This window comes from Bacillus sp. FSL K6-2971 (assembly GCF_038006405.1).
GTDB classification, from domain to species: domain Bacteria; phylum Bacillota; class Bacilli; order Bacillales; family Bacillaceae; genus Bacillus; species Bacillus pumilus.
The window spans coordinates 2,936,544-2,962,070 of sequence record NZ_JBBOVD010000001.1 but is presented as its reverse complement, the minus strand read 5'-3'; the positions used below and the strand labels follow the sequence as shown (position 1 = coordinate 2,962,070).

Sequence of the window (25,527 nt, the reverse complement as noted above, 5' to 3'; positions counted from 1 at the left end):
AAAAAGGAGCGAGGAGCATGCCGGAATTACCAGAAGTTGAAACCGTCCGGCGCACTCTCAAGCGGTTAGTCGAAGGAAAGACGATTGAAACGGTCGATATCAAATGGCCAAACATCATCAAACGTCCTGGGGAGCCGGAAGAGTTCGCAAGAAGAATGGTAGGAGAAACCATACAAACCATTGAAAGAAGAGGGAAGTTCCTCCTCTTTCATTTAGACCATTATGTGATGGTCTCCCATTTAAGGATGGAAGGGAAATACCGTGTACATGAAGCGCATGAGCCTTATGATAAACACGTACACGTCGTCTTTACGTTTACAGATGGGACGGAGCTTCGGTACCATGATGTGCGTAAATTTGGCACGATGCATTTATTTCAGCCGGGTGAAGAGGAAAAAGAACTCCCGCTATCACAGCTGGGATATGAACCATTTGATGAACAGTTCACTCCTGAGTATTTATGGGAGAAATTGAAAAAAACAACCCGAATGATCAAAACAGCACTGCTTGATCAAAAGATTGTCGTAGGACTTGGTAACATTTACGTAGATGAGGTCCTGTTTAAATCAGGGATTCATCCAGAAACAAAAGCGAATCAGCTCAGCCTGGAATCCTGCAAGGTGCTTCACAAACAGATCATCGATACGCTTCAAGTGGCGGTAGATGCGGGAGGAAGCACGATTCGTTCTTATATCAACTCACAAGGAGATATTGGCACATTTCAATTGCAGCTTCTTGTATATGACCGGCGGGGAGAGCCTTGCCAAACATGCGGAAGCATCATTGAGAAAACAGTAGTCGGAGGGCGCGGCACGCACTTTTGTGTGACCTGCCAAAAACGTCCTCAATAAAACTTAGCCATGAGCATGCTTCCTTTTTGCTATGCATACGATAAAAAACATTCATTTTTCAGCAAGGTGTAGACTGACACACAGCCCACCTGCTCTTCATATAGTGAAGAAGAGTCTAAGGACGCCTAGAGACTCTTGATCATCGTTGCATGAACAGAAAGGAAGAGTTCAGGTATGATTTCGATTTCGCTCCTGTTTTTAGCTATTGCAGTCAGCATCGACAGCTTTTCTGTAGGCTTTACGTATGGTCTCCGCAAAATGAGGATCCCATTTAAAGCTATCGTCATTATTGCATGTTGCTCAGGGATTGTGCTGCTCATTTCTATGCTGATTGGCAGCCTGCTGACGACATTTCTCCCTGTTTCAGTGACCGATAAACTGGGGGGAGGCATCTTAATTGCCATTGGCCTTTGGGTCCTGTATCAATTTTACAAACCAGCGAAAGAGCGTGATTTGCTTCTTCATGAAAAGACATTGCTCAATGTGGAAGTCCAATCACTTGGGCTTGTCATTCACATTTTAAGAAAGCCGACAAGTGCAGATATTGACCGATCTGGGACGATTAATGGAATAGAAGCGGTACTTCTTGGAATTGCTTTATCCATTGATGCATTTGGCGAAGGGATTGGCGCAGCGATATTAGGCTTTTCTCCAATTGTCATGAGTATCACGGTGGCAGTGATGAGCTCACTTTTTGTATGTATCGGGCTACGAGCCGGTCATTACTTGGCAAATTGGCGCTGGATCGATAAACTTGCATGTTTACCAGGGCTTCTGCTCATATTAATTGGGGTTTGGAAGCTGTAAAAGGAGGAAATCAATTGACGCTTGTCATTGGATTAACAGGCGGGATTGCTAGCGGAAAAAGCACAGTCTCACAGATGATAAAAGAGCAGGGCATCCGGGTTGTGGACGCAGATGTGATTGCAAAAGAAGCGGTCGCCAAAGGAACACCCGCCCTTCATCATATCGTTCAAACCTTTGGTGAGGGTGTCCTCCTGCCAAATGGAGAGCTAGACCGGCAGCAGCTGGGAGCCATTATTTTTTCTAATGAAGAGAAAAGAAAGCAGCTAAATGCGATCGTTCACCCAGAAGTGCGAAAGGAAATGCTCAGGCAGCGAGATGAAGGAATCGACAGCCGAGAAACATTCGTTGTCCTGGATATCCCGCTTTTATTTGAGAGTCAGCTGGAAAGTCTCGTCGACCGCATTATTGTGGTGTATACAACACCAGAATTACAGCTATCCCGACTCATGAATCGAAACGACCTTAGCGCGGAAGAAGCGCTGAATCGGATTCACTCTCAGCAGCCACTTGAGGAAAAATGTAAGAAAGCAGACCGGGTGATAGAAAATACACAAGATCTCGCTTTTATTAGAAAGCAATTGCAGAACATATTAAATGAATGGGAACATACAGATAAGTAAGAGTACATACACGTACTCTTCTTTTTTTATGCTTTTTATATTTCTCATGAAAAGAACAGCCCTTTTTAGAAAATATACGTTTATATACTGGCAATTACATTCTAATGTGATATACTAATTTCATAAATAAATTTATTGAGTATAACACATAATAGAGGAGTGACCTGTTCATGAAGGTAAAAGCAGCGATCAATGGGTTTGGCAGAATTGGACGCATGGTCTTCAGAAAAGCAATGCTTGATGATCAAATTCAAATTGTAGCGGTGAACGCAAGCTATCCTGCCGAAACGCTAGCACATTTAATTAAATATGATACAAATCATGGACGTTACGAATGCGATGTGACAGCAGAAGATGACGCACTGATTGTAAATGGGAAAAGAGTGCTTTTGCTCAATAACAGAGACCCAAAGCAGCTTCCGTGGGGAGAGCTTGGGATTGATATCGTCATAGAAGCAACAGGAAAATTTAATTCAAAAGATCAAGCGATGGGCCATATAGATGCCGGAGCGAAAAAGGTCGTACTTACAGCTCCAGGTAAAAATGAAGACATTACAATTGTGATGGGTGTCAATGAGGATGATCTTGATCCTGAAAAGCACGTCGTTATTTCAAATGCATCTTGTACAACAAACTGTTTAGCACCAGTTGTCAAATTGTTAGATGATGAATTCGGTATCGACAACGGTTTAATGACAACGGTTCATGCGTATACAAATGATCAAAAAAATATCGACAACCCGCATAAGGATTTGCGCCGGGCAAGAGCATGTGCCCAGTCCATTATTCCAACGACGACGGGTGCCGCTAAAGCGCTTTCTTTAGTGTTGCCGCACATGAAAGGGAAATTGCATGGACTTGCACTTCGCGTGCCAGTTTCCAATGTATCGATGGTTGATCTTGTTGTCGACTTGAAAAAAGATGTCACAGCAGAAGAAGTCAATGCAGCCTTCTCAAATGCATCAAAAACTTCTCTTTCCGGTATTTTAGATTACACGGATGAGCCGCTTGTTTCTACAGACTTTAATACGAACCCTTATTCAGCTGTCGTAGATGGACTGACAACGATGGTGATGGGGGATAGAAAAGTAAAAGTTCTTGCATGGTATGACAATGAATGGGGTTATTCATGCAGAGTGGTGGATCTTGTGAAGTTTGTCGGATCGCAGATGAAAGAGCTTTCTGCTGTTTGAAATGAAGAAGACGAACGTCCCTTTTCAAGGAATGAGAGAAAATCCCATTGAAAACACAGCTTGCAAAATGGGTCTAAACAAAGTATACTATTTTTCGTGAACTTCTTGTTCGCAGACTCATTCGGGTATACTTAAAGGGTTAGGACCTCTTTGGACTAACTTTCCCCCGTGGTATATGTCCGGTCCGGCTGCTTAGAACTTCACTCTTTCATTCTTGTTTAAGGGGGGTCCATGATGGAAACAATCGGACGTCACGTTATCTCCGAGCTATGGGGATGCGACTGTGATAAACTGAACGACATGGATTTTATTGAAAAAACGTTTGTAAATGCAGCTTTGAAATCAGGAGCTGAAGTAAGAGAGGTTGCTTTTCACAAATTTGCACCTCAAGGAGTAAGTGGAGTTGTCATTATTTCTGAATCTCATCTGACAATTCACAGCTTTCCTGAACATGGTTATGCGAGCATAGATGTTTATACTTGCGGCGACCTAGATCCGAATATCGCAGCAGATCATATCGGAGATGAATTAGGTGCTGAAACAAGAGAAAACATTGAAATTCCTCGAGGCATGGGACCTGTACAAGTGAAACAGGCACAAGCCAAAGCACTGTAAACATAAAAAAGATTGCAATGGGAGCTGGCCAAAAGCATTGAAATGCCTTTGTGTTATGCTCCTTTTTATATTTCTTTGATAGACAAAATCCAACATTCCCCAACTTGCCTATACTTTTGTTCTAGGAAAACAAAGGTTTTTTTTATAAAATAAAGAAGAGGCATTATGGCAAAGGGGATACGTATATGACTTTAGGACAAAAGTTCAAACGGTTCATGTCAAACCATACAGAAACATCTGACGAGCATCCAGTGTCAGAACTGAAAAGCCATTACTACAAATCGACGAATGCGCAAGTTTTTCAAGCGCTTGAAGCCATGCTTTCTGGGCACGCTTCCTATCAAGTGACATCTGTTTCAGCAGAACGAGGTGAAATCAGCGCAAACATCAGTATGCCGAAAAAAGCCTTTCTCGTAGCGACTGTCATTTCAATTCGTCCTTTTGAAACAGCTGTCGATTTTAATGTGACAACAGAAACAGCCTTGCCAACAGATTTTGGCTATAGTGAGAAAACGGTTTTTTCCCTTTATGATGAACTAGACAAACAACTTCCAAGAATAGATCGGAGCTGATGAAATGAAATGTCCCACATGTCAGCACCTTGGCACAAGGGTGCTTGATTCAAGACCAGTAGATGAAGGGAAATCCATCCGTCGTAGAAGAGAGTGCGAAAGCTGCCAATATCGCTTTACGACGTTTGAGAAATTAGAAGAGTTACCACTGATTGTGGTGAAAAAAGAAGGAATTCGAGAAGAATTCAGCCGCGAAAAGATGCTGAGAGGACTCATTAAAGCATGTGAAAAGCGTCCTGTTGCTTTAAAGCAGCTGGAGGATGTCTGCTTTAATATCGAAAAAGAACTGCGTAATCAAGGCATGTCAGAAGTGAAAAGTGAGCTTGTAGGTGAAATGGTAATGGACGAGCTGGCAAAAATTGATGAAGTGTCTTACGTCAGGTTTGCCTCCGTTTACCGGCAGTTTAAAGATATCAACGTCTTTATTGATGAATTAAAAGATTTATTAAAGAAAGAACGCTAAAAAAGAGCTGAAGATTCTTCACGCTCTTTTTCCTGCGTAAAGCGTAAAACGTAAAAAGGGTGTACAATAGAAACAATTGCAATTCATGGGGAGGATCAGCATATGACAGAGCATTGGAAGGAAGTGCTAGCCGTCGATCCGTATGTCGTCAAAAGCGCTTCATTGCTCGGTGACATCGATAGACAGCTCATCACTCTTTTATATCAGCCGCTTATAGGCATGTCCGCTTTCAGCTTATATATGACGCTGTGGGGAGAGCTGGAACAAAATCGTATGTGGGGAAAACCCGCACCTCATCGGCAGCTCATGGTCATGCTGCAAACGAATTTGAATGATATTTTTGAGGAACGTTTAAAGCTTGAAGCGATTGGGTTACTCCGCACATATGAACAGGAAACGGAAGAAGGCAGACTGTTTACATATGAGCTTGTGCCGCCGCTAAGACCAGATGAGTTTTTCCAAGATGGTATGCTGAATGTCCTGCTGTACCATCGTGTAGAGAAAGCGAAATATATGCAGCTTCGTGATTATTTCTCATATCCTGGTGTTTCGGCAGAGGCAAAGAACATCTCGCGGTCGTTTGAAGAAGTCTTTCACGTATTGCAGCCAGGTGAACGCAGGATGACAGAAGAAATCAATCAGGCGTCATCACTTGATCAGGGCTATGAATATGTGACCGTTGGATCGAGTCAACCGGCTCCTCTCTCAGACGATTCTTTTGATTTCGATTTATTGTTAGCAGGCATGTCTGATATGATGATTCCAAGAAAGGCTTTGACAAAGCAGGTGAAAGAAACCATTAAGAAGTTAGCCGTTGTATACGGCATCACCCCGCTTCAAATGCAAAATATTGTAGCAGGCGCCTGCGGTTCGGATCAAATGATCTCAACAGAAGAGCTGAGAAAAGCAGCAAGAGACTGGTACCAAATTGAATACAGAGGCGAGCAGCCAAAACTCATTGATCAAAAACAGCCGAGACACTTGCGTCAAGATGCTTCAAAAGCGCCAGCGGCAGAAACGCCGGATGCCAAATTGATTGAAAAGCTTGATCATATTTCGCCTAGGGAGCTGCTAAAAGATATGGCTGACGGCATTGAGCCAACATATGCCGACTTAAGAATTGTCGAAGATATTATGCTTGAGCAGCAGCTAGAGCCAGGTGTCATGAACGTTTTGATCTACTATACATTACTGAAAACAGATATGAAGCTGTCGAAAACATATATGCAAAAAATCGCCGCTCATTGGGTGAGAAAGAAAATTAAAACCGTAGCGGCGGCCATGAAAATGGCCAAAGAAGAGAACAGGCAAATGACAGAGTGGGCGCAGCAGAAAAAGCAGCGCAGCACATACGGATCAGGGAAAGTTGTCCGTGAAGAGAAGCTTCCTGACTGGATGAAAGAAACCGAAACGAAAGAACAGCCGGCAAAAGAACAAACAGACAGCCTATCGACAGAAGACCTCGAACGAGAAAAAGAAAAACTGTTAGATCAGTTTAAAAATATGAAAAAGTACAATGCACATTAAGATGAGGTGAGATGAGGATGAAACCGATCGGTCGTTCATTTGAACAGCTAAAAGGGCGCGTAGATTTTCGTGTAAGATACAATCAGATTAAAGAAAGTGTACTATCTGATGAAAATGTAAAAGCCTTTTTACAGGAGCACCAAGAAGACATGCACGAAGACATGATCAATCGTAGCTTGAACCGGCTTTTTGAATATGTGCAGCAGTCGAAGGGCTGTTCATATTGCTTAGATGAAGAGAACGTCAATGCGATTTTAGACGGTTATCACCCGAAGCTTGTGATCAAAGGTCAGAGTATTGATATTGAATATTCCCCTTGTCCAGTCAAGCTGCGGCTCGATAGACAGAAAAAACAGCAAGAACTCATGAAAAGCATGTACATTCCGCAAAATGTTCTTCAAGCGACGTTCGCTGATCTGAACGTTGTGGGAAGACAGGAAGTCATTCAAAAAGTAGGACAATTCCTGCAAAGCTATGATGAGACGGGCAAAGGGAAGGGCTTATATTTACACGGAAAGTTCGGAGTAGGAAAAACGTATATTCTGGCAGCCATTGCGCAGCAGTTAGCGGAGAAGGAATACCCATCTCTCCTTGTGTACGTGCCTGAATTTGTGAGAGAGCTAAAAAATTCGTTAGCCGATCACACACTAGAATCAAAACTGAACATGGTCAAATCCACTCCTATTTTAATGCTTGATGATATTGGGGCAGAGTCGATGACAAGCTGGGTTCGAGATGAACTACTCGGAACGATTTTACAATACCGTATGGCAGAGCAGCTGCCGACTTTCTTCTCTTCTAATTTCGCACCAAGTGAACTGAAGCATCACTTTACGTACTCACAGCGCGGGGAAAAAGAAGAGGTCAAAGCCGCTCGTTTAATGGAACGAATTCTCTATTTAGCAGAGGCAGTCTTGCTCGAAGGAGAAAACCGCCGTCATTTATAAAACCGTCTATCACCTGAAGGAGGAGCAAATGAAATGAACAAAAGAAAATGGCTGCTTTTTCTCGTGATTGCAGGTCTCGCTGTTTTACTTTGGTGGCTGAACAAACAGCATCTTCAGCTGGCGCCGAAAGATGTGAAGAATTGGGTGCTTGAATTTGGACTGCTGGCTCCCTTTGTTTTTCTTTTCTTATCTCTTTTTCGCCCGTTTGTTCTCGTCCCACTTACGGTCTTTTCGCTGGCAGCAGGTTTGGCATTCGGAAGTGTCCTTGGGACGATTTATGCCCTCGTTGGTGCTACTGCCGGGGCAACAGGCTCCTTCCTTCTTGCTACAACCTTTCGTTCAAAAAAGAAGGATACAGAATCAAGCAGCCGGAAGCTGAGAGCGGTGACGTCCCGCATTCAGGAGCATGGGTTTCTTTACATTTTGTTATTGCGAATTGCCCCAATTCATTTTGACTTTGTCAGCTATGCGGCAGCAGCTTCACGTGCAAATTATCGTGCATTTACGGCAGCTACCTTTTTAGGCTTAATACCGGGTACAGTTGCATTAAATGTCCTTGGCTCAAGCTTTGTCAGCGGCAATTATGCCGCTTTAGCAATCGTTTGTTTGATTTATCTGATCTTTATCTCAGTTCCGCTCATTTTAAAAAGAAAGATGCCTGATTTATTTTAGGCGTCTATTTTTTATGTTCTCCCCATATATATGTAACAGATGTCGTTAGGGGGGACAAACATGCTTGAAATAATCTTTGAAGATGAATATGATACCGCCGCTTTTTTACATCTTGCTGAACACTTGGACAGTCGGCATCACATGTCAATTCAACAAGGGAAAGACCGGCTTCTCATAGAGGCGAAGGAATCAAAAGAAGGACTTGAGTCCATTGTGCGGCCATTACTAGTTCACTTTTTTTTGGAATGCAAAGAAAATGAGCGCATGCGCAGCATTCTTGAAAACACGTATTTATTTAAAGATCCTGAAGAGCAGCACCAAATTCTTTCAATTGCCCACAGCATCATGAATGGGGATTTAGATGATATTCCCGGCATTCATCAAGAACCGTCAAGAGATGCCCTGTTAACAAAGGAGCTTGAGACCATTTCTTTACAGCAAGGTATTTTTTCAATTGGTTCATTTATGACATTCAGACTGTCAGAGTATGACAGGAGGCTGAAGAACTATGTTGAAGTCTCCATTGAAGAATACAAAATGGAACAAGAATATCAAAACTTCATTCAATCGCTTCGAGACTATGTGATGGCAAAAGAACCGAAGCTCGAAAAAGTACATGTTGTGCATCAGGATCGCCTGATGATTTGGGAATTTCGGTACGCTTCTGAGCGTGATCAAAAACAATACATAGACAGACAGTTTGTAAGAGAGCATCCAATGTATATTGATTCGCAGCTGATTGCACCACTCGTATCCATAGCGCCCAAAAAGATTGACCTGTTTACAAATGATACGGGTCACTCGATGGTACAGACCATTCAAAATATTTTTCAAGAAAGGGTCGAGGTATTCCCGGCTCATTCATTTCAAGAACACAATGTTCAATTTGTCCATGACCATTTGGAAGAGAAAAGTGAAAAGCTTTCTTGATTTTCACGAAAAAACGTTTTATAATACGGTGTAACTTCATACAGAGACCGTATTGATAAGGACATGAACAAATGAATACCCGCTTAAAGAGAGGGAAGCCTTGGCTGAAAGCTTCCTAGCAGAGGACCATTTGCTTTACCACCTTTGAACATCAGCTGTGAACGTTTTAGTAATGGCTGACGGGAATTCCCGTTATCGAAACACAAGCCGTGTTTGCTTATGAAAAAGAAAGCTGCAAATACGGGAAAAAGGGTGGAACCACGATTCCGTTTATTCAACCTCGTCCCTTTCCAGGGGGCGGGGTTTTTATATTGCCAAAAAAAGGAGTGACCAGAGATGTCAGAACAAATTCAACTTACATTTCCAGATGGAGCAGTCAAGGAGTTTGACAAAACAGCTACAACAGAAGACATCGCGGCATCAATTAGCCCAGGCCTAAAGAAAAAAGCGCTTGCCGGTAAATTGAACGGTAAAGAAATAGATCTGCGTACGCCGCTACTAGAAAGTGGAACAATTGAGATCATCACAGATAAAAGTGATGAGGCACTCGATATTATGCGCCACAGCACAGCTCATTTGCTAGCACAGGCAATCAAACGCCTGTATGGAAAAGAGCATCACGTTCAGTTTGGCGTAGGTCCTGTGATTGAAAATGGCTTCTACTACGATGTGGACATCGATGTTGCCATCACACCTGAAGATTTACCAAAGATTGAAAAAGAAATGAAAAAAATCATTAACAGCAATCTGCCAATCGAGCGAATTGAAGTATCAAGAGAAGAAGCGAAAAAACGCTTTGAAGCGATTGGTGATCAATTAAAGCTTGAGCTGTTAGAAGCAATTCCAGAAGGTGAAGCTGTTACGATTTATGAGCAGGGTGAATTCTTTGACCTCTGCCGCGGCATTCACTTGCCATCAACAGGGAAAATCAAAGAGTTTAAGCTGTTAAGCCTTGCAGGTGCATACTGGAGAGGTGACAGCAACAATCAAATGCTTCAGCGTATTTACGGTACAGCTTTCTTCAGCAAAGATGATCTAAATGAGCACTTACGCCTGCTTGAAGAAGCGAAAGAACGCGATCACCGTAAACTAGGAAAAGAGCTAAAACTGTTTGCGAACTCTCAAAAGGTAGGTCAAGGTCTACCACTTTGGCTGCCAAAAGGCGCAACGATCCGCCGCGTGATTGAGCGTTACATTGTCGATAAAGAAGTACGACTTGGTTATGAGCATGTGTATACACCGGTTCTTGCGAATGTCGAATTGTATAAAACATCAGGGCACTGGGCGCATTATCAAGAAGACATGTTCCCTGTGATGGAAATGGACAACGAAGATCTTGTTCTTCGTCCGATGAACTGTCCTCACCATATGATGATTTACAAAAACGAGCCGCATAGCTATCGCGAATTGCCAATTCGTATTGCAGAGCTTGGTACAATGCACCGTTATGAAATGTCAGGTGCTTTATCTGGCCTTCAGCGTGTTCGCGGTATGACATTAAACGATGCACATATCTTTGTACGTCCAGATCAAATCAAAGACGAATTCATTCGTACAGTTCGCCTAATTGAAGAAGTGTATCAAGACTTTGGCTTGAATGACTACACATTCCGCTTATCTTACCGTGATCCAGAAGATACTGAGAAGTATTTCGACGATGATGCAATGTGGAATAAAGCGCAATCGATGCTAAAGGATGCAATGGACGAGCTTGGTCATGACTATTATGAGGCAGAAGGCGAAGCGGCATTTTATGGTCCGAAGCTTGACGTTCAAGTGAAGACAGCTCTTGGAAAAGAAGAGACACTGTCTACTGTACAGCTTGATTTCTTACTTCCAGAGCGCTTCGATCTCACATATATCGGAGAAGATGGCAAGCACCATCGTCCAGTCGTGATTCATAGAGGTGTTGTTTCTACAATGGAGCGTTTTGTTGCCTTCTTAATTGAAGAATACAAAGGAGCCCTTCCAACTTGGCTGGCACCTGTACAATTCCAAGTCATACCGGTTTCACCGTCTGTCCATTTAGACTATGCGAAAAAAGTACAAGAACGTTTGCAGCTTGAAGGTCTTCGTGTAGAGCTTGACAGCCGTGATGAAAAAATCGGATACAAGATTAGAGAAGCGCAAATGCAAAAGATCCCATACATGCTAGTCGTCGGAGATCAAGAAGCAGAAAATGGCGCAGTCAATGTAAGAAAATACGGAGAGCAAGATTCAGAAACAATGGATCTTGAAGCCTTTGTGGAACATGCAGTAGCAGAAGCGAAAAAATAATCTTTTTCAAGCGAAGCAGCCAGTGATCTTTCTCTTTAGATCACTGGCTTTTTCTTTTTGGGGAAAATCCTCCACTAGTGATCCAGTCCCTTGAATCATACGTTTAGATAGTGCGAAAGTATGGGTAAGTATGTACTATTGGTTCGAGTTAAATTGGGGGAATGAAAGCGATGACGCAAACAACAAACACTTTATCATCACAAGTATTGGAGCGATCAGCAGTACTTCGTGCATTGGAACACTCACTGGCGATGATTGAATTTGATGTGACAGGTGAAGTCCTATGGGTCAATGATATTTTTGCAAAAGCCATGGGCTATTCAAAGCAAGAGATGATTGGTTTAAAACATAGACAGTTTTGTCCTCCTCATATTGCAGAACACGCAAGCTATCAAATGTTTTGGAAGCGTTTGAAAGAGGGGCAAGTCTTTCAGGAAAAGGTGCAGCGGACGACGAAGAATGGTGACAGCTTATGGCTTGAAGCGACATATACACCTGTCCGCAATGAAGAGGAACGCGTAGTGGGTGTTGTGAAAGTCGCAACAGACATAACAGAAAGAGAAAACACGATGAAACAGGTCGTAGACGATTTAAAGGAGATGTCTGCGAAATTAATGGAGCGAGCAGAAGTGGGCATCCAGCATAGTCAAAGAGTCAATGTCTCCTTTGATCATATAGCAAACGAAACAGATCAAAATATGAGCTTACTAGAAGGATTAACAGAGCAGGTAGAGTCCATCAGCTCCATCGCTACAACGATTAACAGCATTTCCTCACAAACCCAGCTCCTTGCATTAAATGCGGCGTTCGAAGCAGCCCATGCAGGTTCCTATGGAAATGGCTTTAGTGTAGTGGCGGCAGAAATTCGAAAGCTTGCAACTAATTCAAAAGAAGCGATTGTCAAAGTAGATCAATATGTAAAGGCGATTCATGCAGAAGTAGAGAAGGTCAGCAGCGGAACGAGCCGGGCCAAGACAACCGTGTTTACAAATCGTGATCTTGTGAAGCAGGCAAGCGAGGAATTTATAAATATAGGAGAAGCAGCCCGCAGCTTAGACAAGCAAGCGCAAAGTCTAGCGGTCATTGTGTAGTTTGAGCACACAAAAACACCCAATCTCGTCAGGGAAAGGGTGTTTTTTGTGTTCTATTTTAATATATCAAACAATTCATGTAAGTCTTTGATTTCATAATCTGGCGTTACATCTGTTTCATTCTTTTTGCCATGCCGATTGATCCAAACGGTTTGAATCCCGGCTCGAGATGCCCCAAGAATATCTGTTTTTGGATTGTCTCCGACCATGATCACATCGTCTTTTGTTAGATTTAACAGCTGAAGGCAGTGTTCAAAGATGCCAGGGTCAGGTTTGCCTTTCCCGTAATCTCCTGAAATTACAATTTCATTAAAATAAGGCGCAAGCTCAGGAACACCTGCTAGTTTTTCTTTTTGAAGACTAGGATCTCCGTTTGTTAAAAGGAGCAATTCATAGCTGCCTTTCAGACGGTCTAAAACAGGGTACGTTTCTTCATAGACAAATGGGCGTTTTCTCCGCTCGGCTGCAAAGAAATCAGCCAAATATTGTCCAAATGCCTCATCGTCAATTCCTGCTTCTTTTAAGCCATTGGTCCAAGCGTTCTTGCGGTACTCTGGTGCAAGGGCATTCAATTTTTGAAAGCCTTCGCTAATCGGTTCACTAAAATTGGACCACAGTCCTTCGAAAGGATTAATTCCGATCATGACAGTATAATCATATGTTTCATAGGACGAATACAGCTTTCTTGCTTCTTCACGAACAATCTGTTCAAATGTTTCTGGATTCAGTCCATATTTTTTTTCCGCTTCGCGGCATGTTTCCTGAAAAGTGGTATGAATGCTTTTTTCATCCCAAAGCAAAGTATCATCTAAATCGAAAAATACGGCTTTCATGATCTTCTCCCTTGTTATGTATGTGTTACCTTCAATTGCAAGTGACGGCTCAAGTTCATTTTACAATAGAAGATGAGGGCAATAAAGAAAAGATTTGAGAGATATTTGAACATTGACCGCACATGATAGAATAGAAAGACAGTAAATAATACATACATCAATTGAGGTGGCAGGTTTGCTTCATTTAATTATTATGATGATCGAGCGTGTTGGGATCATCGTTATTTTAGGGTTTGTGCTTGCACATGTGAAGGGCTTTCGCAATCTATTGCTTCATAATGAAGGGTTTCGAAAAAAGGCAGTTCTTGTCTTTATTTTTGCTTCTTTTAGTATTATCAGCAATTATACAGGAATTGAAATCCAGCAGCAGATGGTCATGAATCATGAGTTTTCCTATCATCTCGGCTCGTCAAGCTCAATTGCCAATACGAGAATCATGGGAATCGAAATGGGCGGATTAATAGGAGGGCCATTTGTTGGCATTGGTGCAGGGCTTCTAGCTGGGATTCATCGCTATTCATTAGGAGGAAGCACGGCACTCAGCTGTGCGATTTCTTCGATTTTAGCCGGTGTGATTGCTGGCTATGTCGGCAGCAGGTTTAAGCGGAAGAATCGAATGGTGACACCTCGCCAAGCCGCACTTTTTGGTGTGGCAATGGAATCCTTGCAAATGATCATTATTCTTCTATTTGCAAGACCATTTGCTGATGCCTGGGGGCTTGTGAGTATCATTGCTTTGCCGATGATTTTTGTGAATGGAATTGGCAGCTTTATCTTTTTATCGATTTTACAGTCAGTCATTAGGCAAGAAGAGCAGGCAAAGGCGATGCAGACACACCGTGTATTTTCAATCGCTGATCAAACGCTGCCTTTCTTCCGCCAAGGGTTAAATGAACAGTCATGTAAAAGCGTGGCGGAGATCATTCATCGATTAACAGAAACAGATGCGGTCTCCTTAACCGATACAGAAAAGATTTTAGCGCATGTTGGAGATGGGACGGATCATCATATTCCATCGAAAAGCCTCATTACAGGGCTGTCGAAACAAGTATTGATGAGCGGCAAAATTATGAAGGCACATTCGAAAGATGAAATCAATTGTTCAGTCACCCATTGCCCGCTTCAAGCGGCGATTGTGCTGCCCCTTACCTCCAATGGTCAAACGATCGGAACGTTAAAAATGTATTTCAATTCTCCGGTCGGATTAAGCAGGGTGGAAGAGGAGCTTGCAGAAGGCCTGGCAATGCTGTTTTCCACACAGCTTGAGCTTGGGGAGGCAGAAACCCAAAGCCGTCTGCTAAAAGATGCAGAGATCAAAGCGCTTCAAGCGCAAGTGAATCCGCACTTTTTATTTAACGCCATTAATACCATCTCTGTCTTGTGTAGAACGAACGTAGAGATGGCTAGGAAGCTGCTACTGCAACTGAGTATTTATTTTCGATCCAATTTGCAAGGCGCCCGCCAGCTGCTCATTCCACTTCATAAAGAAATTCAGCATGTAGAAGCATATTTGTCACTTGAACAAGCGAGATTTCCAAATAAATACCATGTGACCTTTCAAATTGAAAAGGAGCTGGAGCAGGTGATGATTCCGCCATTTGTGCTTCAGGTGCTTGTTGAAAATGCAGTGAGACACGCTTTTCCTAAACATCAAACGAGCTGTGAAGTCATCGTATCCGCTGTGATGAAAGATGGGCATGTCAATATGAAAGTGACGGATAATGGACAGGGAATCGAGAATGACAAGATGGCTCAGCTATTAAAAGCGCCTGTTGAATCCAAAGAAGGAACAGGTACGGCTCTTTTTAATTTAGATCAGCGGTTAAGAGGGATTTTTGGCAGACAAGCCGCTCTATCTATTCATAGCGGTCAAGGCACTGACATCTCATTTCGCATTCCAATGGACTATGTAAAAAAGGATGATTTTCGTTGATAAACGTATTAATCGTAGATGATGAAGTGTTAGCAAGAGACGAATTAAAATACTTATTACGCAGAACGAAAGAGGATGTTCAAATAGAGGAAGCAGAAAATATAGAATCTGCTTTTGACCGGATGGTGGATCATAAGCCGGACCTGCTCTTTTTAGACATTGATTTATCAGGTGAAAATGGATTTGATATTGCCAAAAGGCTCAACCGGATGTCTGATCCGCCAGCGATTGTATTTGCGACAGCATTTGATCAGTATGCGCTGAAGGCGTTTGAGGTCAGTGCGCTTGATTATTTAACAAAACCATTTGATGAAGAACGGCTTTTGCAAACGATCCAAAAGTTTAAAAAGTGGAAATCTGTTGAGACGCAAGACCACCAGCTGTCAGATGAGAAAATCCCCCATCAGCAAAAGCTAGCCATTTCAGTTGATGACTCAATTGTCATTCTGCAAGTAGAAGAGATCATGTATGTAGGGCTCAGTGAGGGGAAAAAGGTCGTGAAAACAAAGGATCACATGTATGAGGTCACAGAACCGCTTGTGGTCATTGAAAAGAAACTCCCTGAGGCTTACTTTATGAGGGTTCATCGAAGTTATATCGCGAACACCTCTCATATGAAAGAAGTACAGCCGTGGTTTAATTCGACGTATAATCTACATATGACAGACGGGTCGATTATTCCTGTCAGCCGCACTTACGCCAAAGAACTAAAGAAGTCGCTCCTGCTAGAATAGGACGGCTTTTTTATTTGTATTTCAATACTCGTTTTCTGCATTTCATTCATTGAATTCGGCGAGTTTGATTGTAAACGCTTCATTCATTTATTTCATGCCGTATACTGAGGGCAGTCGAAGAAAGAGGTGAAGGGGCATGAGTGCCACTAAAGTATATGGATTTCTATCTCAAGCATTTATCTTTGCAACCGTAATGTTCGTTTCTAATCTCATTTCAATGTATTTACCAATTCCGATGCCTGCATCTGTGATTGGTCTGGTTCTATTATTTGTTTTGCTGACAACGAAAATCGTCAAACTGGAGCAAGTGGAGCAATTAGGTACATCATTGACAGGGCTCATTAGCTTTCTATTTGTTCCCTCTGGTATCTCGGTTATTCAATCACTAGGTGTCATGCAAGAAGTAGGTGTGCAAGTCGTCGGTGTCATTATCATTGCAACGATTATGTTACTAGCAGCGACAGGGCTATTCACGCAGCTTCTCATGCAATTATCAGACAAACCACAGAAACGTAAAGAGACAAAGGAGAGCAAATCGACTCCTTCTCATTCTAATAAACCAGCTTCAAGTACGCATTAAAGGAGAGATGCAGGATGGGTACAAGTACGATGAGTCCTTATTTTGGTATAGTCGTCTCATTGGTCGCCTTTGGAATCGGTACATTCTTATTTAAAAAATCAAAAGGCTTCTTCTTATTCACACCACTTTTTGTGGCCATGGTGTTAGGTATTTTATTTTTAAAAATTGGCGGTTTTTCCTATGCAGATTATAATGAGGGCGGCAAGATTATCAAGTTTTTCTTAGAGCCTGCGACGATTGCTTTCGCTATTCCGCTTTATAAGCAGCGCGCATTGCTTAAAAAATATTGGTGGCAGATTTTATCCGCTATTTTTGTAGGGTCACTTTGCTCCATTACAATTGTGTATGTTGTAGCAAAAGGAATTCATCTTGATGCGGCTGTAATGAAAAGTATGCTCCCACAGGCAGCGACGACAGCGATTGCTCTTCCGATTGCAAAGGATATTGGCGGAATTGCAGATATCACAGCCTTTGCGGTCATATTTAATGCAGTCATTGTGTATGCACTAGGTGCTTTCTTCTTAAAATGGTTTCGAATTAAAAATCCAGTGGCAAAAGGGCTTGCACTCGGTACATCAGGACATGCACTTGGCGTCTCTGTTGGGATTGAGATGGGAGAAGTAGAAGCGGCCATGGCAAGTATCGCCGTTGTGGTCGTAGGAGTTGTGACCGTCATTGTCATCCCAATCTTTATGCAATTCATTCTTTGATGGCGTCATTGTTTTGAAAAAGCCTTGCCCAATTCGTTTAATCATGCTAAAATGAAAAAGTTGTTTCAAGAGTTCGCTTACTTGACGGACAAATGAAAATTGTGTAGAATTATTAACGAATTGAATAGATATCACAAGCAGAAGCACCCGCTTCTCACCTGATTGACACGTGTTTGTAGTTGACAGGTTGACCGTACATTTATTTTTTCATGCAAATGTTCGCAGTGTGGGTGTTTTATATGCCCACACTTTTTGTTTGCCTGTAAAACATACAACGAAATGGTCAAAATGAATTGTGAACTCAATTCAAAATCTCATGGAGGTGGCTCACTATTAGCAAAGATCAATTAGTTAATGAAGGTATTCGTGCGCGTGAAGTTCGTTTGATCGGACAAAATGGCGATCAGCTGGGGATTAAAACCCGCCAGGAAGCTCTGGAGATAGCTGCTAAAGCCAATCTTGACCTTGTGTTAGTTGCTGCAAATGCAAAACCACCTGTTTGCCGAATCATGGACTATGGTAAGTTCCGATTCGAACAGCAGAAGAAGGATAAAGAGGCACGTAAGAATCAAAAAATCATTAGCTTAAAAGAAGTTCGGTTGAGCCCGACAATTGATGAACATGATTTTAATACGAAGCTCCGTAATGCAATCAAATTCCTTGAAAAGGGCGATAAAGTGAAAGCTTCTATCCGCTTTAAAGGGCGTGCGATTACGCATAAAGAAATCGGACAGCGCGTGTTAGACCGTTTCTCTGAAGCTTGCGCTGAAGTAGCAACAGTAGAAACAAAACCTAAGATGGACGGACGTAGCATGTTCCTCATGCTTGCACCAAAAGTCGAAAAGTAAAGTAACAGAGGGAGGAAATATCCAATGCCAAAAATGAAAACTCACCGCGGATCTGCTAAACGTTTCAAAAAAACAGGTTCTGGTAAACTTAAACGTTCTCATGCGTACACAAGTCACCTGTTCGCTAACAAATCTACAAAGCAAAAACGTAAATTGCGTAAGAGCGCAATCGTAAGTGCTGGAGATTTCAAACGTATCAAACAACAACTTGCAAACATCAAGTAATTTGGAATAGGAATCATAGGAGGGAATTACAATGCCAAGAGTAAAAGGCGGAACTGTGTCGCGTCAGCGTCGTAAAAAGGTTCTTAAATTAGCAAAAGGTTATTTCGGTTCAAAACATAGATTATACAAAGTAGCAAACCAACAGGTGATGAAATCTGGAAACTACGCTTTCCGTGACCGTCGTCAGAAAAAACGTGACTTCCGTAAACTATGGATCACTCGTATCAATGCTGCAGCTCGTATGAACGGTCTTTCTTACAGCCGTTTAATGCATGGTCTAAAGCTTTCTGGTATCGAAGTAAACCGCAAAATGCTTGCTGACCTTGCTGTGAATGACCTAAGTGCATTCAATCAGCTTGCTGATGCTGCAAAAGCACAACTAGACAAGTAAGTCATATAAAAGATCATTCCGTCGAGGGATGATCTTTTTTGCTCATCATGTGAGGTGAAATGAATGAATATCGCGTTGATTGTGCTGCTCATTTTGGTAAATGGCTATGGTTTCTTTCTCATGGGAGAGGACAAGCGCCGGGCAAAAGCGCATAAATGGAGAATTTCAGAGGCGCACTTATGGAGTGCTGCCGTGCTTTTTGGGGCTTTCGGATCGTATCTAGGGATGCAGTATTTCCGTCATAAAACAAAGCATCCTGCCTTTCAAATTGGCATGCCAGTGTTAATCATGGTGCAGTTGATCATATTAGGATATATCAAGTTCATCTGAAAAAGGAGCAGACGCCATCAAGACGGCGTGTCTGCTCCTTTTTTTTGTTTGATTTTTTTAATGGGCTGATCCCAATCAATTTTTGTTTGAGGATAACGTTCGATAATGTTTTCCTCCAATTTTTCAAAGTCTTCTAATGTAAATTCACTTAGCTTCCCAGGTGACTCCGTCCAAACGTAAATGGAGTGGACAAATAGAGGATGATCCTTAGACGGAACATGCTTCTCCCCTTCAAACAAGACACCTTTATAGACGAAATTAAAATTTTTACGTGCATTTTGTTGTTCGTCCATAAAATAAAAGCCTTCTTTTAATTGTGCTTGTTTCAGCTTTCTTCTCGGATTTGAGAAGAATTTTACCGCCATGTAGAAGATGTAGACAAGCAGTGCAACAAGAGCTAGTCTAATGAGGATTACAAACATGACAGGATGCACCTCCAATACCGTTATCTGATATACTACGAATGAAAAGGCCAAAAGGTTTCAACTTTTTTTAAAAAAATATTTCGTAAAACGAAAAAATATTCATAAAAAGATCGTATTGAACGAAAAAGGTTTTGTATAATAAGAATGCACCATGAAGATAAAGGAGGATATATGGAATGACAAAGCTAGATCAAACATTAACTATGCTGAAAGACCTAACGGATGCAAAAGGGATTCCAGGAAATGAACGTGATGTCAAAAAAGTCATGCAGACATACATAGAATCATATGCAGATGAAGTCTCCAGTGACCGCCTTGGCAGCTTAATCGCTAAGAAGGAAGGAAACGCAAACGGACCTAAAATTATGCTTGCTGGTCACTTAGATGAAGTAGGATTCATGGTGACAAAAATTGATGACAAAGGCTACATTCGCTTCCAAACTGTCGGCGGATGGTGGTCACAGGTCATGCTCGCGCAGCGTGTGACCATTGTAACGAAAAAGGGAGACATTACAGGTGTGATTGGCTCAAAGCCGCCGCACGTCTTGTCACCTGAAGCTCGAAAAAAATCGATTGAGATCACAGATATGTTTATTGATATCGGTGCATCAAGCAAAGAACAGGCAATGGAGTGGGGCGTTCTGCCTGGAGATCAAATCGTCCCTTATTTTGAGTTTACAGTGATGAATGATGAAAAAATGCTCCTTGCAAAAGCATGGGACAACCGTATCGGCTGTGCAGTTGCGATTGATGTCATGAAGAACTTACACAATACTCAGCATGAGAATATTGCTTACAGTGTTGCAACTGTACAAGAGGAAGTTGGCCTGCGCGGGGCTAAAACAGCAGCGGCTACAATCCAGCCTGATATTGGATTTGCCATTGATGTTGGTGTAGCAGGAGACACGCCGGGCATTACTGAAAAAGAAGCAACAAGCAAACTTGGCAAAGGGCCAACGATTGTTGTATTTGATGCTTCGATGGTATCTCATAAAGGGCTTCGGGATTTTGTTGTCCAAACAGCGGACGAATTGAACATTCCTTACCAATACGACTCCATGCCTGGCGGCGGGACAGATGCTGGCGGTATCCATTTAACAGGTCATGGTGTGCCATCACTATCGATCGGGATACCAAGCAGATATATTCATACCCATGCAGCGATGATTCACCGAGATGATTATGAAAATGCAGTGAAGCTTTTAACAGAAGTGATCAAAAGACTTGATCAAAAAACGGTTGAGCAGATCACGTACGGTTCTTAAGTAAGAAAGCCTTTCCTCAGTATAGGGGAAGGGCTTTTTTTATTTGATTGAATTTCCCAGGAAATGAACTGTCATTTTAAGTTACGCCAAAAGAACTGTTTTTGGCAGAAGAAGAAAAAATATTCTAGTGAATAAGGCACATGTGATCTGGCTTTTATTTTTGTAAGATGAAAGCAATAAAAAGGACAGAGCCTAAAGAATGCCCTGTCAAAAGAGAGTTTATGGAAGTAGGTGAAGCTACCTTAAGAATAAACACATTATTCTTATTTGTCAACTTGGTTTTAAAAGAGAGAAAAATCAATCAATTTATGTTATATTTGTAACAAATTGTTTGTGCAAAGGGGAAGGTTAAATGAATGCGATTACAATTGTCATAGCATCTATGTGTATTTTAGCGATTGCCTATCGTCTTTATGGCACATTTATGATGGTCAAGGTCTTAAAGGTGACAGACGATCATCCTACACCAGCTCACACATTAGAAGACGGGAAGGATTATGTGCCAACTAATAAATGGGTCACATTTGGGCATCACTTTGCTGCGATTGCAGCTGCCGGCCCATTAGTGGGTCCGATTTTAGCCGCACAATTCGGGTATTTACCGGGTCTCCTTTGGCTGTTAATTGGCGCAGTGATTGGCGGAGCTGTACATGATCTTGTCGTCTTATTTGCGTCGATGCGAAAAAAGGGGAAATCGTTATCAGAGGTAGCGAAGGAAGAGCTAGGACCTGTCGCAGGATTTTGTACAGGGCTTGCGATGCTGTTTATCATTACGATCACAATGGCAGGTTTGTCTATGGTTGTGCTTCATGCGTTAGAACGTAACCCTTGGGGGACATTTGCAGTCGGAATCACGATTCCAATTGCGATGGGGGTTGGTCTTTATTATAAAAGGACAGGCAATTTAAAACAGGCCACAACTGCGGGATTTATTTTGCTGATGGTTGGCGTATTCCTTGGGCCGAATATTCAAGGAACGGCACTTGGCGATCTTTTAACACTTGATACAAAAACGCTTGCTCTTGCCTTGCCGGTCTACGCTTTTTTTGCTGCGGCATTGCCGGTTTGGCTGCTGCTCGCACCGAGGGATTATTTAAGCAGCTTTATGAAAATAGGTGTTTTTATCGCATTGATTGCTGGAATCTTTGTCGTCAATCCAACGATTCAATTCCCAGCCTTTACGGAGTTTGTGAATGGAGGAGGTCCTGTTTTAGCTGGTCCTGTCTGGCCTTTTATTTCGATTACCATTGCTTGCGGGGCCATATCTGGTTTCCACGCATTTGTTGGATCTGGGACAACGCCTAAGATGCTTGACCGCTGGAGCGATATGAAGCCTGTCGCTTTTGGCGCAATGCTAGTAGAATGTCTAGTTGGAATTATGGCGTTAATTGCCGCTACGGCTCTTCATCCAGGCGATTATTTTGCGATAAACAGTACGCCAGAAGTGTTCAGAACACTCGGGATGAGTGTCGAGAACCTTCCGCAGCTGAGTAAGGAAATTGGTCTTGATTTAGAAGGAAGAACGGGTGGAGCTGTGACATTAGCTGTAGGGATGGCGTATATCTTTACAGGAATTCCGTTCTTTGGTCATTTGGCGTCTTATTTTTTCCAATTCGTCATTATGTTTGAAGCTGTTTTTATTTTAACCGCTATTGATGCAGGGACACGTGTGGCACGTTATTTAATTCAAGACTTCTTTGGCGAAGCTTATAAACCGCTTAAACGAAATGACTGGGTCCCTGGGTCGGTGTTCGCAAGTGCGCTTGCTTGTTTTATGTGGGGCTACTTGCTTTACTCTGGAGACATCGGGTCCATTTGGGCGCTGTTTGGGGTGTCAAACCAGTTAATGGCATCGGTCGGTCTCATCATCGGAGCAACCGTTGTATTAAAAATTGCAGATAAAAGGCGATATATGCTGACTTGTTTAATTCCACTTGCTTACTTATATGTGACAGTGAATTATGCGGGCTATTGGATGGTAGCAAATGTATACCTTAATCCCGAGGCATCAGGTTACAGCGTGCTGAATGCGGTGCTATCAATCATTATGTTGATCTTAGGATTTGTGATTATTGTGTTTGCGATTAAAAAATGGGTCGACATTTGGCGTGATCCAGCGCTTCGGATGGAAACACCGATCACTGGCTAAATGAAAAAGCCGGTTTGCTATGATAAGCAAACCGGCTTCTTTTATTGCTGTTGATGAGGCTTTAAGCCTTGCTCTAATGTTTCAAGAATCTCATTTTTCTCGTTTTCTGATGCTTCTTGCCATAGCACTTCGAACAACACGCCAAGGCCTGGCAGCATTTTTTCCTCACCGCTTTGAATGGCATCTAAAATCGTATGCTCAAGCTGCTCTTGATTATGGCCAGTGATGTTTTGAATGACTGCGCCTCTTAAATTAAAATCCATTGCCCACACTCCTTTTTTGATGGTAATAGCCCTATTCTGTCTCAAAGACAGGTTTATTATGTAGTGTGCATGAGATATAATAAATTCATGATATTTAAAGGAGTTAAAGTCGCTTGAAATATATAGAATCTGCTAAAAACACAAACATTAAACAGTGGAAAAAGCTCCATACGAAAAAAGAACGAACGAAAACGGGGCTGTTTCTCGTGGAGGGAATCCACTTAGTGGAAGAAGCATTGAAGAGCGGAGTTGTGAAAGAATTAATGGTCACATCGCCTGATAAGCTTCCTTCTCATATTGATCCGGACATTGAACTGTATGAACTGAGCGAGGAAGCCTTTTCTGCCATGACCGAAACGGAAACGCCTCAGCACATCGCGGCAGTTTGTACAGTTCCTGTATTTGAAGAAAAGAAGTATGAACGACTTCTTCTATTAGATGCAGTGCAGGACCCAGGGAATCTAGGCACACTCATTCGGACAGCAGATGCCGCTGGACTTGATGCTGTGATCTTAGGCGATGGAACAGTTGATGCGTTTAACGGAAAAACGCTCCGTTCCGCACAAGGGTCGCATTTCCACCTGCCCATTTTAAAGCAAAGCCTTCAGCAGACCATACCAGTATGTAAGGAGCAAGGCATTCCTGTATACGGAAGTGCTCTAAACAATGCGAAAGCGTATAGAAGCGTAACGGCAGAAGGTTCGTTTGCATTAATTGTGGGCAATGAAGGTGCGGGTATAAACCCAGAGATTCTGCAAATGACAGACCACAATTTATATGTGCCAATGTATGGACAGGCAGAATCATTAAATGTGGCTGTTGCAGCAGCTGTTCTTGTCTATCATTTGCGTGGATAGTGTTGCATCATGCGCTCATTTTCACTATAATGAAACTAATATTTTAAAAACCATGATAGAGGAAGATTGTTTCAAAGAGCGGCCTGATAGGGAGAATGCATCGTAGACTGAAAGTGCATTTAAGGAATGCTGAAACAGGAATTCACCTCTGGAGTTGTCACCGGGACCGCAAGTTTTGCGTAAAGGTGAACCGGATTCGTTTGATTCCGTTATGTCAATGAAGCTTATTCGCACATGTATTTGTGCTTAACAAGGGTGGTACCGCGACCACAACTCGTCCCTTCTTTTTTAGAGGGACGGGTTTTTTTATTGTCTTCAAACGATCAAACAGCCGTTTATCCAGACGGTTTTGTATATCAAAAGGAGGATTACACTCATGCAAGAAACGTTAAAACAGCTTGAATTAGAAGCGATAGCGAAGGTTGAAGCAGCTAGCTCGCTCAAAGAAGTCAATGACATTCGTGTTCAATATTTAGGGAAAAAAGGGCCGATCACAGAGGTGCTTCGCGGAATGGGCAAGCTGTCCGCAGAAGAAAGACCAAAAATGGGCGCACTCGCAAACGAAGTGAGAGAGCAGATTGCTGGTGCTATTGCTGAAAAAAATGAACAGCTGGAAAAAGAAGAAGTGAAGAAGAAACTTGCGTCTCAAACGATCGATGTTACATTGCCAGCAAGCCCAATCAAAATAGGGGCAAGACATCCATTAACGATTGTTGTCGAAGATATTGAAGATTTATTTATTGGTATGGGCTATACCGTTGAGGAAGGTCCTGAGGTCGAAACGGATTATTATAACTTTGAAGCGCTGAATCTTCCAAAGGAGCATCCGGCACGTGATATGCAGGACAGCTTCTATATTACCGAGGATACACTACTCAGAACACAAACGTCACCAGTTCAAGCACGTACACTTGAAAAATATAAAGGACAAGGTCCTGTGAAGATCATCTGCCCTGGGAAAGTATATAGACGAGACAGTGATGACGCGACTCATTCACATCAATTCATGCAGATTGAAGGGCTTGTTGTCGATCACAATATTAGTATGAGTGATCTAAAAGGTACGCTAGAGACAGTGGCGAGAAAAATGTTTGGTGAAGATCGTGAAATTAGACTGCGTCCAAGCTTTTTCCCATTCACAGAACCATCTGTCGAAGTGGATGTGTCTTGCTTTAAATGCGGAGGAAAAGGCTGTTCTGTATGTAAAGGAACAGGCTGGATTGAAATTTTAGGAGCTGGGATGGTTCATCCAAATGTCCTGAAGATGAGCGGATTTGATCCAGAAACTTACCAAGGCTTTGCTTTTGGAATGGGTGTTGAACGGATTGCAATGCTCAAATACGGCATTGATGATATTCGCCATTTCTACACAAATGATATTAGATTCACAAAGCAATTCAAGCAGGACTAAGAGGAGGA

28 protein-coding genes and 2 other annotated features are annotated in these 25,527 nt (G+C 42.3%); of the genes, 25 read left to right on the top strand and 3 right to left on the bottom strand.

Annotated elements, in window-relative coordinates:
- Positions 1-17 precede the first annotated feature (17 nt).
- From mutM to MHI33_RS15815, 13 genes are all read left to right on the top strand, one after another.
- Positions 18-851, top strand: a complete 834-nt coding sequence (mutM, locus tag MHI33_RS15875) for a DNA-formamidopyrimidine glycosylase (protein ID WP_044139285.1) — start codon at positions 18-20, stop codon at positions 849-851.
- Positions 852-1,025: 174 nt separating this feature from the next.
- Positions 1,026-1,658: a sporulation membrane protein YtaF gene (ytaF, locus tag MHI33_RS15870; protein ID WP_340912505.1), complete on the top strand. Its 633-nt coding sequence runs from the start codon at positions 1,026-1,028 to the stop codon at positions 1,656-1,658.
- Between the two features lie 14 nt (positions 1,659-1,672).
- On the top strand, positions 1,673-2,278 hold the full coding sequence (gene coaE, locus MHI33_RS15865; protein WP_050943596.1) for a dephospho-CoA kinase: 606 nt from the start codon (positions 1,673-1,675) through the stop codon (positions 2,276-2,278).
- 170 nt (positions 2,279-2,448) lie between these two features.
- Positions 2,449-3,471: a glyceraldehyde-3-phosphate dehydrogenase gene (locus MHI33_RS15860; protein ID WP_003216683.1), complete on the top strand. Its 1,023-nt coding sequence runs from the start codon at positions 2,449-2,451 to the stop codon at positions 3,469-3,471.
- Positions 3,472-3,705: 234 nt separating this feature from the next.
- Positions 3,706-4,086, top strand: coding sequence for an adenosylmethionine decarboxylase (gene speD / locus MHI33_RS15855; RefSeq protein ID WP_003216492.1), 381 nt, complete (start codon positions 3,706-3,708; stop codon positions 4,084-4,086).
- A gap of 185 nt (positions 4,087-4,271) precedes the next feature.
- Positions 4,272-4,658, top strand: a complete 387-nt coding sequence (locus tag MHI33_RS15850; protein ID WP_044140645.1) for a hypothetical protein — start codon at positions 4,272-4,274, stop codon at positions 4,656-4,658.
- A 4-nt stretch (positions 4,659-4,662) separates the two neighbouring features.
- Positions 4,663-5,121, top strand: a complete 459-nt coding sequence (nrdR, locus tag MHI33_RS15845) for a transcriptional regulator NrdR (protein WP_003216720.1) — start codon at positions 4,663-4,665, stop codon at positions 5,119-5,121.
- A 102-nt stretch (positions 5,122-5,223) separates the two neighbouring features.
- Complete coding sequence (locus MHI33_RS15840; protein ID WP_340912501.1) at positions 5,224-6,648, top strand: replication initiation and membrane attachment family protein; 1,425 nt, start codon at positions 5,224-5,226, stop codon at positions 6,646-6,648.
- 17 nt (positions 6,649-6,665) lie between these two features.
- Positions 6,666-7,595 carry a primosomal protein DnaI gene (dnaI, locus tag MHI33_RS15835; protein ID WP_340912498.1) on the top strand — a complete coding sequence of 310 codons (930 nt, stop codon included), beginning with the start codon at positions 6,666-6,668 and terminating at the stop codon, positions 7,593-7,595.
- A gap of 33 nt (positions 7,596-7,628) precedes the next feature.
- Entirely contained in the window at positions 7,629-8,267 is a 639-nt protein-coding gene (locus MHI33_RS15830; protein ID WP_340912496.1) for a TVP38/TMEM64 family protein, read from the top strand.
- 60 nt (positions 8,268-8,327) lie between these two features.
- A complete protein-coding gene (ytxC, locus tag MHI33_RS15825; RefSeq protein WP_044140650.1) occupies positions 8,328-9,197 on the top strand; it encodes a putative sporulation protein YtxC in 870 nt (289 codons plus the stop codon).
- Positions 9,198-9,240: 43 nt separating this feature from the next.
- Positions 9,241-9,488: a binding site (T-box leader), on the top strand.
- Between the two features lie 45 nt (positions 9,489-9,533).
- Positions 9,534-11,474, top strand: coding sequence for a threonine--tRNA ligase (gene thrS, locus MHI33_RS15820; protein ID WP_340912491.1), 1,941 nt, complete (start codon positions 9,534-9,536; stop codon positions 11,472-11,474).
- Between the two features lie 170 nt (positions 11,475-11,644).
- Positions 11,645-12,565: a methyl-accepting chemotaxis protein gene (locus MHI33_RS15815; protein WP_340912489.1), complete on the top strand. Its 921-nt coding sequence runs from the start codon at positions 11,645-11,647 to the stop codon at positions 12,563-12,565.
- A gap of 53 nt (positions 12,566-12,618) precedes the next feature.
- Here the strand turns inward: MHI33_RS15815 and MHI33_RS15810 are convergent, their stop codons facing one another.
- Complete coding sequence (locus tag MHI33_RS15810; protein WP_061409040.1) at positions 12,619-13,398, bottom strand: HAD family hydrolase; 780 nt, start codon at positions 13,396-13,398, stop codon at positions 12,619-12,621.
- A 175-nt stretch (positions 13,399-13,573) separates the two neighbouring features.
- Between MHI33_RS15810 and MHI33_RS15805 the strand changes: the two genes are divergently transcribed.
- The 8 genes from MHI33_RS15805 (at position 13,574) to MHI33_RS15770 (ending at position 19,149) form a co-directional block, all read left to right on the top strand.
- Positions 13,574-15,331 (top strand): sensor histidine kinase, encoded by a 1,758-nt coding sequence (locus MHI33_RS15805; protein WP_065098567.1) that lies wholly within the window; start codon positions 13,574-13,576, stop codon positions 15,329-15,331.
- On the top strand, positions 15,328-16,065 hold the full coding sequence (locus tag MHI33_RS15800; RefSeq protein ID WP_340912483.1) for a LytR/AlgR family response regulator transcription factor: 738 nt from the start codon (positions 15,328-15,330) through the stop codon (positions 16,063-16,065). Before MHI33_RS15805 ends, MHI33_RS15800 begins: the two co-directional genes overlap by 4 nt.
- Positions 16,066-16,201: 136 nt before the next feature.
- Positions 16,202-16,645 carry an antiholin-like murein hydrolase modulator LrgA gene (gene lrgA / locus MHI33_RS15795; RefSeq protein ID WP_003216712.1) on the top strand — a complete coding sequence of 148 codons (444 nt, stop codon included), beginning with the start codon at positions 16,202-16,204 and terminating at the stop codon, positions 16,643-16,645.
- 14 nt (positions 16,646-16,659) lie between these two features.
- Complete coding sequence (gene lrgB, locus MHI33_RS15790) at positions 16,660-17,355, top strand: antiholin-like protein LrgB (RefSeq protein WP_170966027.1); 696 nt, start codon at positions 16,660-16,662, stop codon at positions 17,353-17,355.
- Between the two features lie 129 nt (positions 17,356-17,484).
- Positions 17,485-17,616, top strand: a sequence feature (ribosomal protein L20 leader region).
- A gap of 71 nt (positions 17,617-17,687) precedes the next feature.
- On the top strand, positions 17,688-18,203 hold the full coding sequence (infC, locus tag MHI33_RS15785; RefSeq protein ID WP_044139937.1) for a translation initiation factor IF-3: 516 nt from the start codon (positions 17,688-17,690) through the stop codon (positions 18,201-18,203).
- A 24-nt stretch (positions 18,204-18,227) separates the two neighbouring features.
- The gene (gene rpmI, locus MHI33_RS15780; RefSeq protein WP_003216324.1) at positions 18,228-18,428 is read left to right on the top strand and encodes a 50S ribosomal protein L35; all 201 of its coding nucleotides are present in this window, start codon (positions 18,228-18,230) and stop codon (positions 18,426-18,428) included.
- Positions 18,429-18,459: 31 nt separating this feature from the next.
- Positions 18,460-18,819, top strand: coding sequence for a 50S ribosomal protein L20 (gene rplT / locus MHI33_RS15775; protein WP_003216409.1), 360 nt, complete (start codon positions 18,460-18,462; stop codon positions 18,817-18,819).
- Between the two features lie 63 nt (positions 18,820-18,882).
- On the top strand, positions 18,883-19,149 hold the full coding sequence (locus tag MHI33_RS15770; protein ID WP_044139938.1) for a DUF1294 domain-containing protein: 267 nt from the start codon (positions 18,883-18,885) through the stop codon (positions 19,147-19,149).
- Positions 19,150-19,166: 17 nt separating this feature from the next.
- Here the strand turns inward: MHI33_RS15770 and MHI33_RS15765 are convergent, their stop codons facing one another.
- Complete coding sequence (locus tag MHI33_RS15765) at positions 19,167-19,571, bottom strand: hypothetical protein (protein WP_044139939.1); 405 nt, start codon at positions 19,569-19,571, stop codon at positions 19,167-19,169.
- A gap of 179 nt (positions 19,572-19,750) precedes the next feature.
- Here MHI33_RS15765 and MHI33_RS15760 point away from each other — a divergent pair, with 179 nt between their 5' ends.
- Both MHI33_RS15760 and cstA read left to right on the top strand, forming a co-directional pair.
- The gene (locus MHI33_RS15760) at positions 19,751-20,839 is read left to right on the top strand and encodes a M42 family metallopeptidase (RefSeq protein WP_050943605.1); all 1,089 of its coding nucleotides are present in this window, start codon (positions 19,751-19,753) and stop codon (positions 20,837-20,839) included.
- Positions 20,840-21,191: 352 nt separating this feature from the next.
- Positions 21,192-22,988 carry a carbon starvation protein CstA gene (gene cstA, locus MHI33_RS15755; RefSeq protein ID WP_340912477.1) on the top strand — a complete coding sequence of 599 codons (1,797 nt, stop codon included), beginning with the start codon at positions 21,192-21,194 and terminating at the stop codon, positions 22,986-22,988.
- A 41-nt stretch (positions 22,989-23,029) separates the two neighbouring features.
- On the opposite strand, the gene sspI is transcribed toward cstA, so the two are convergent.
- Positions 23,030-23,251, bottom strand: a complete 222-nt coding sequence (sspI, locus tag MHI33_RS15750) for a small acid-soluble spore protein SspI (protein WP_003216243.1) — start codon at positions 23,249-23,251, stop codon at positions 23,030-23,032.
- A gap of 113 nt (positions 23,252-23,364) precedes the next feature.
- Here sspI and MHI33_RS15745 point away from each other — a divergent pair, with 113 nt between their 5' ends.
- Both MHI33_RS15745 and pheS read left to right on the top strand, forming a co-directional pair.
- Complete coding sequence (locus MHI33_RS15745; protein WP_044139942.1) at positions 23,365-24,108, top strand: TrmH family RNA methyltransferase; 744 nt, start codon at positions 23,365-23,367, stop codon at positions 24,106-24,108.
- Between the two features lie 376 nt (positions 24,109-24,484).
- Positions 24,485-25,519, top strand: a complete 1,035-nt coding sequence (gene pheS, locus MHI33_RS15740) for a phenylalanine--tRNA ligase subunit alpha (protein WP_044139943.1) — start codon at positions 24,485-24,487, stop codon at positions 25,517-25,519.
- The last annotated feature ends 8 nt before the right edge of the window (positions 25,520-25,527 follow it).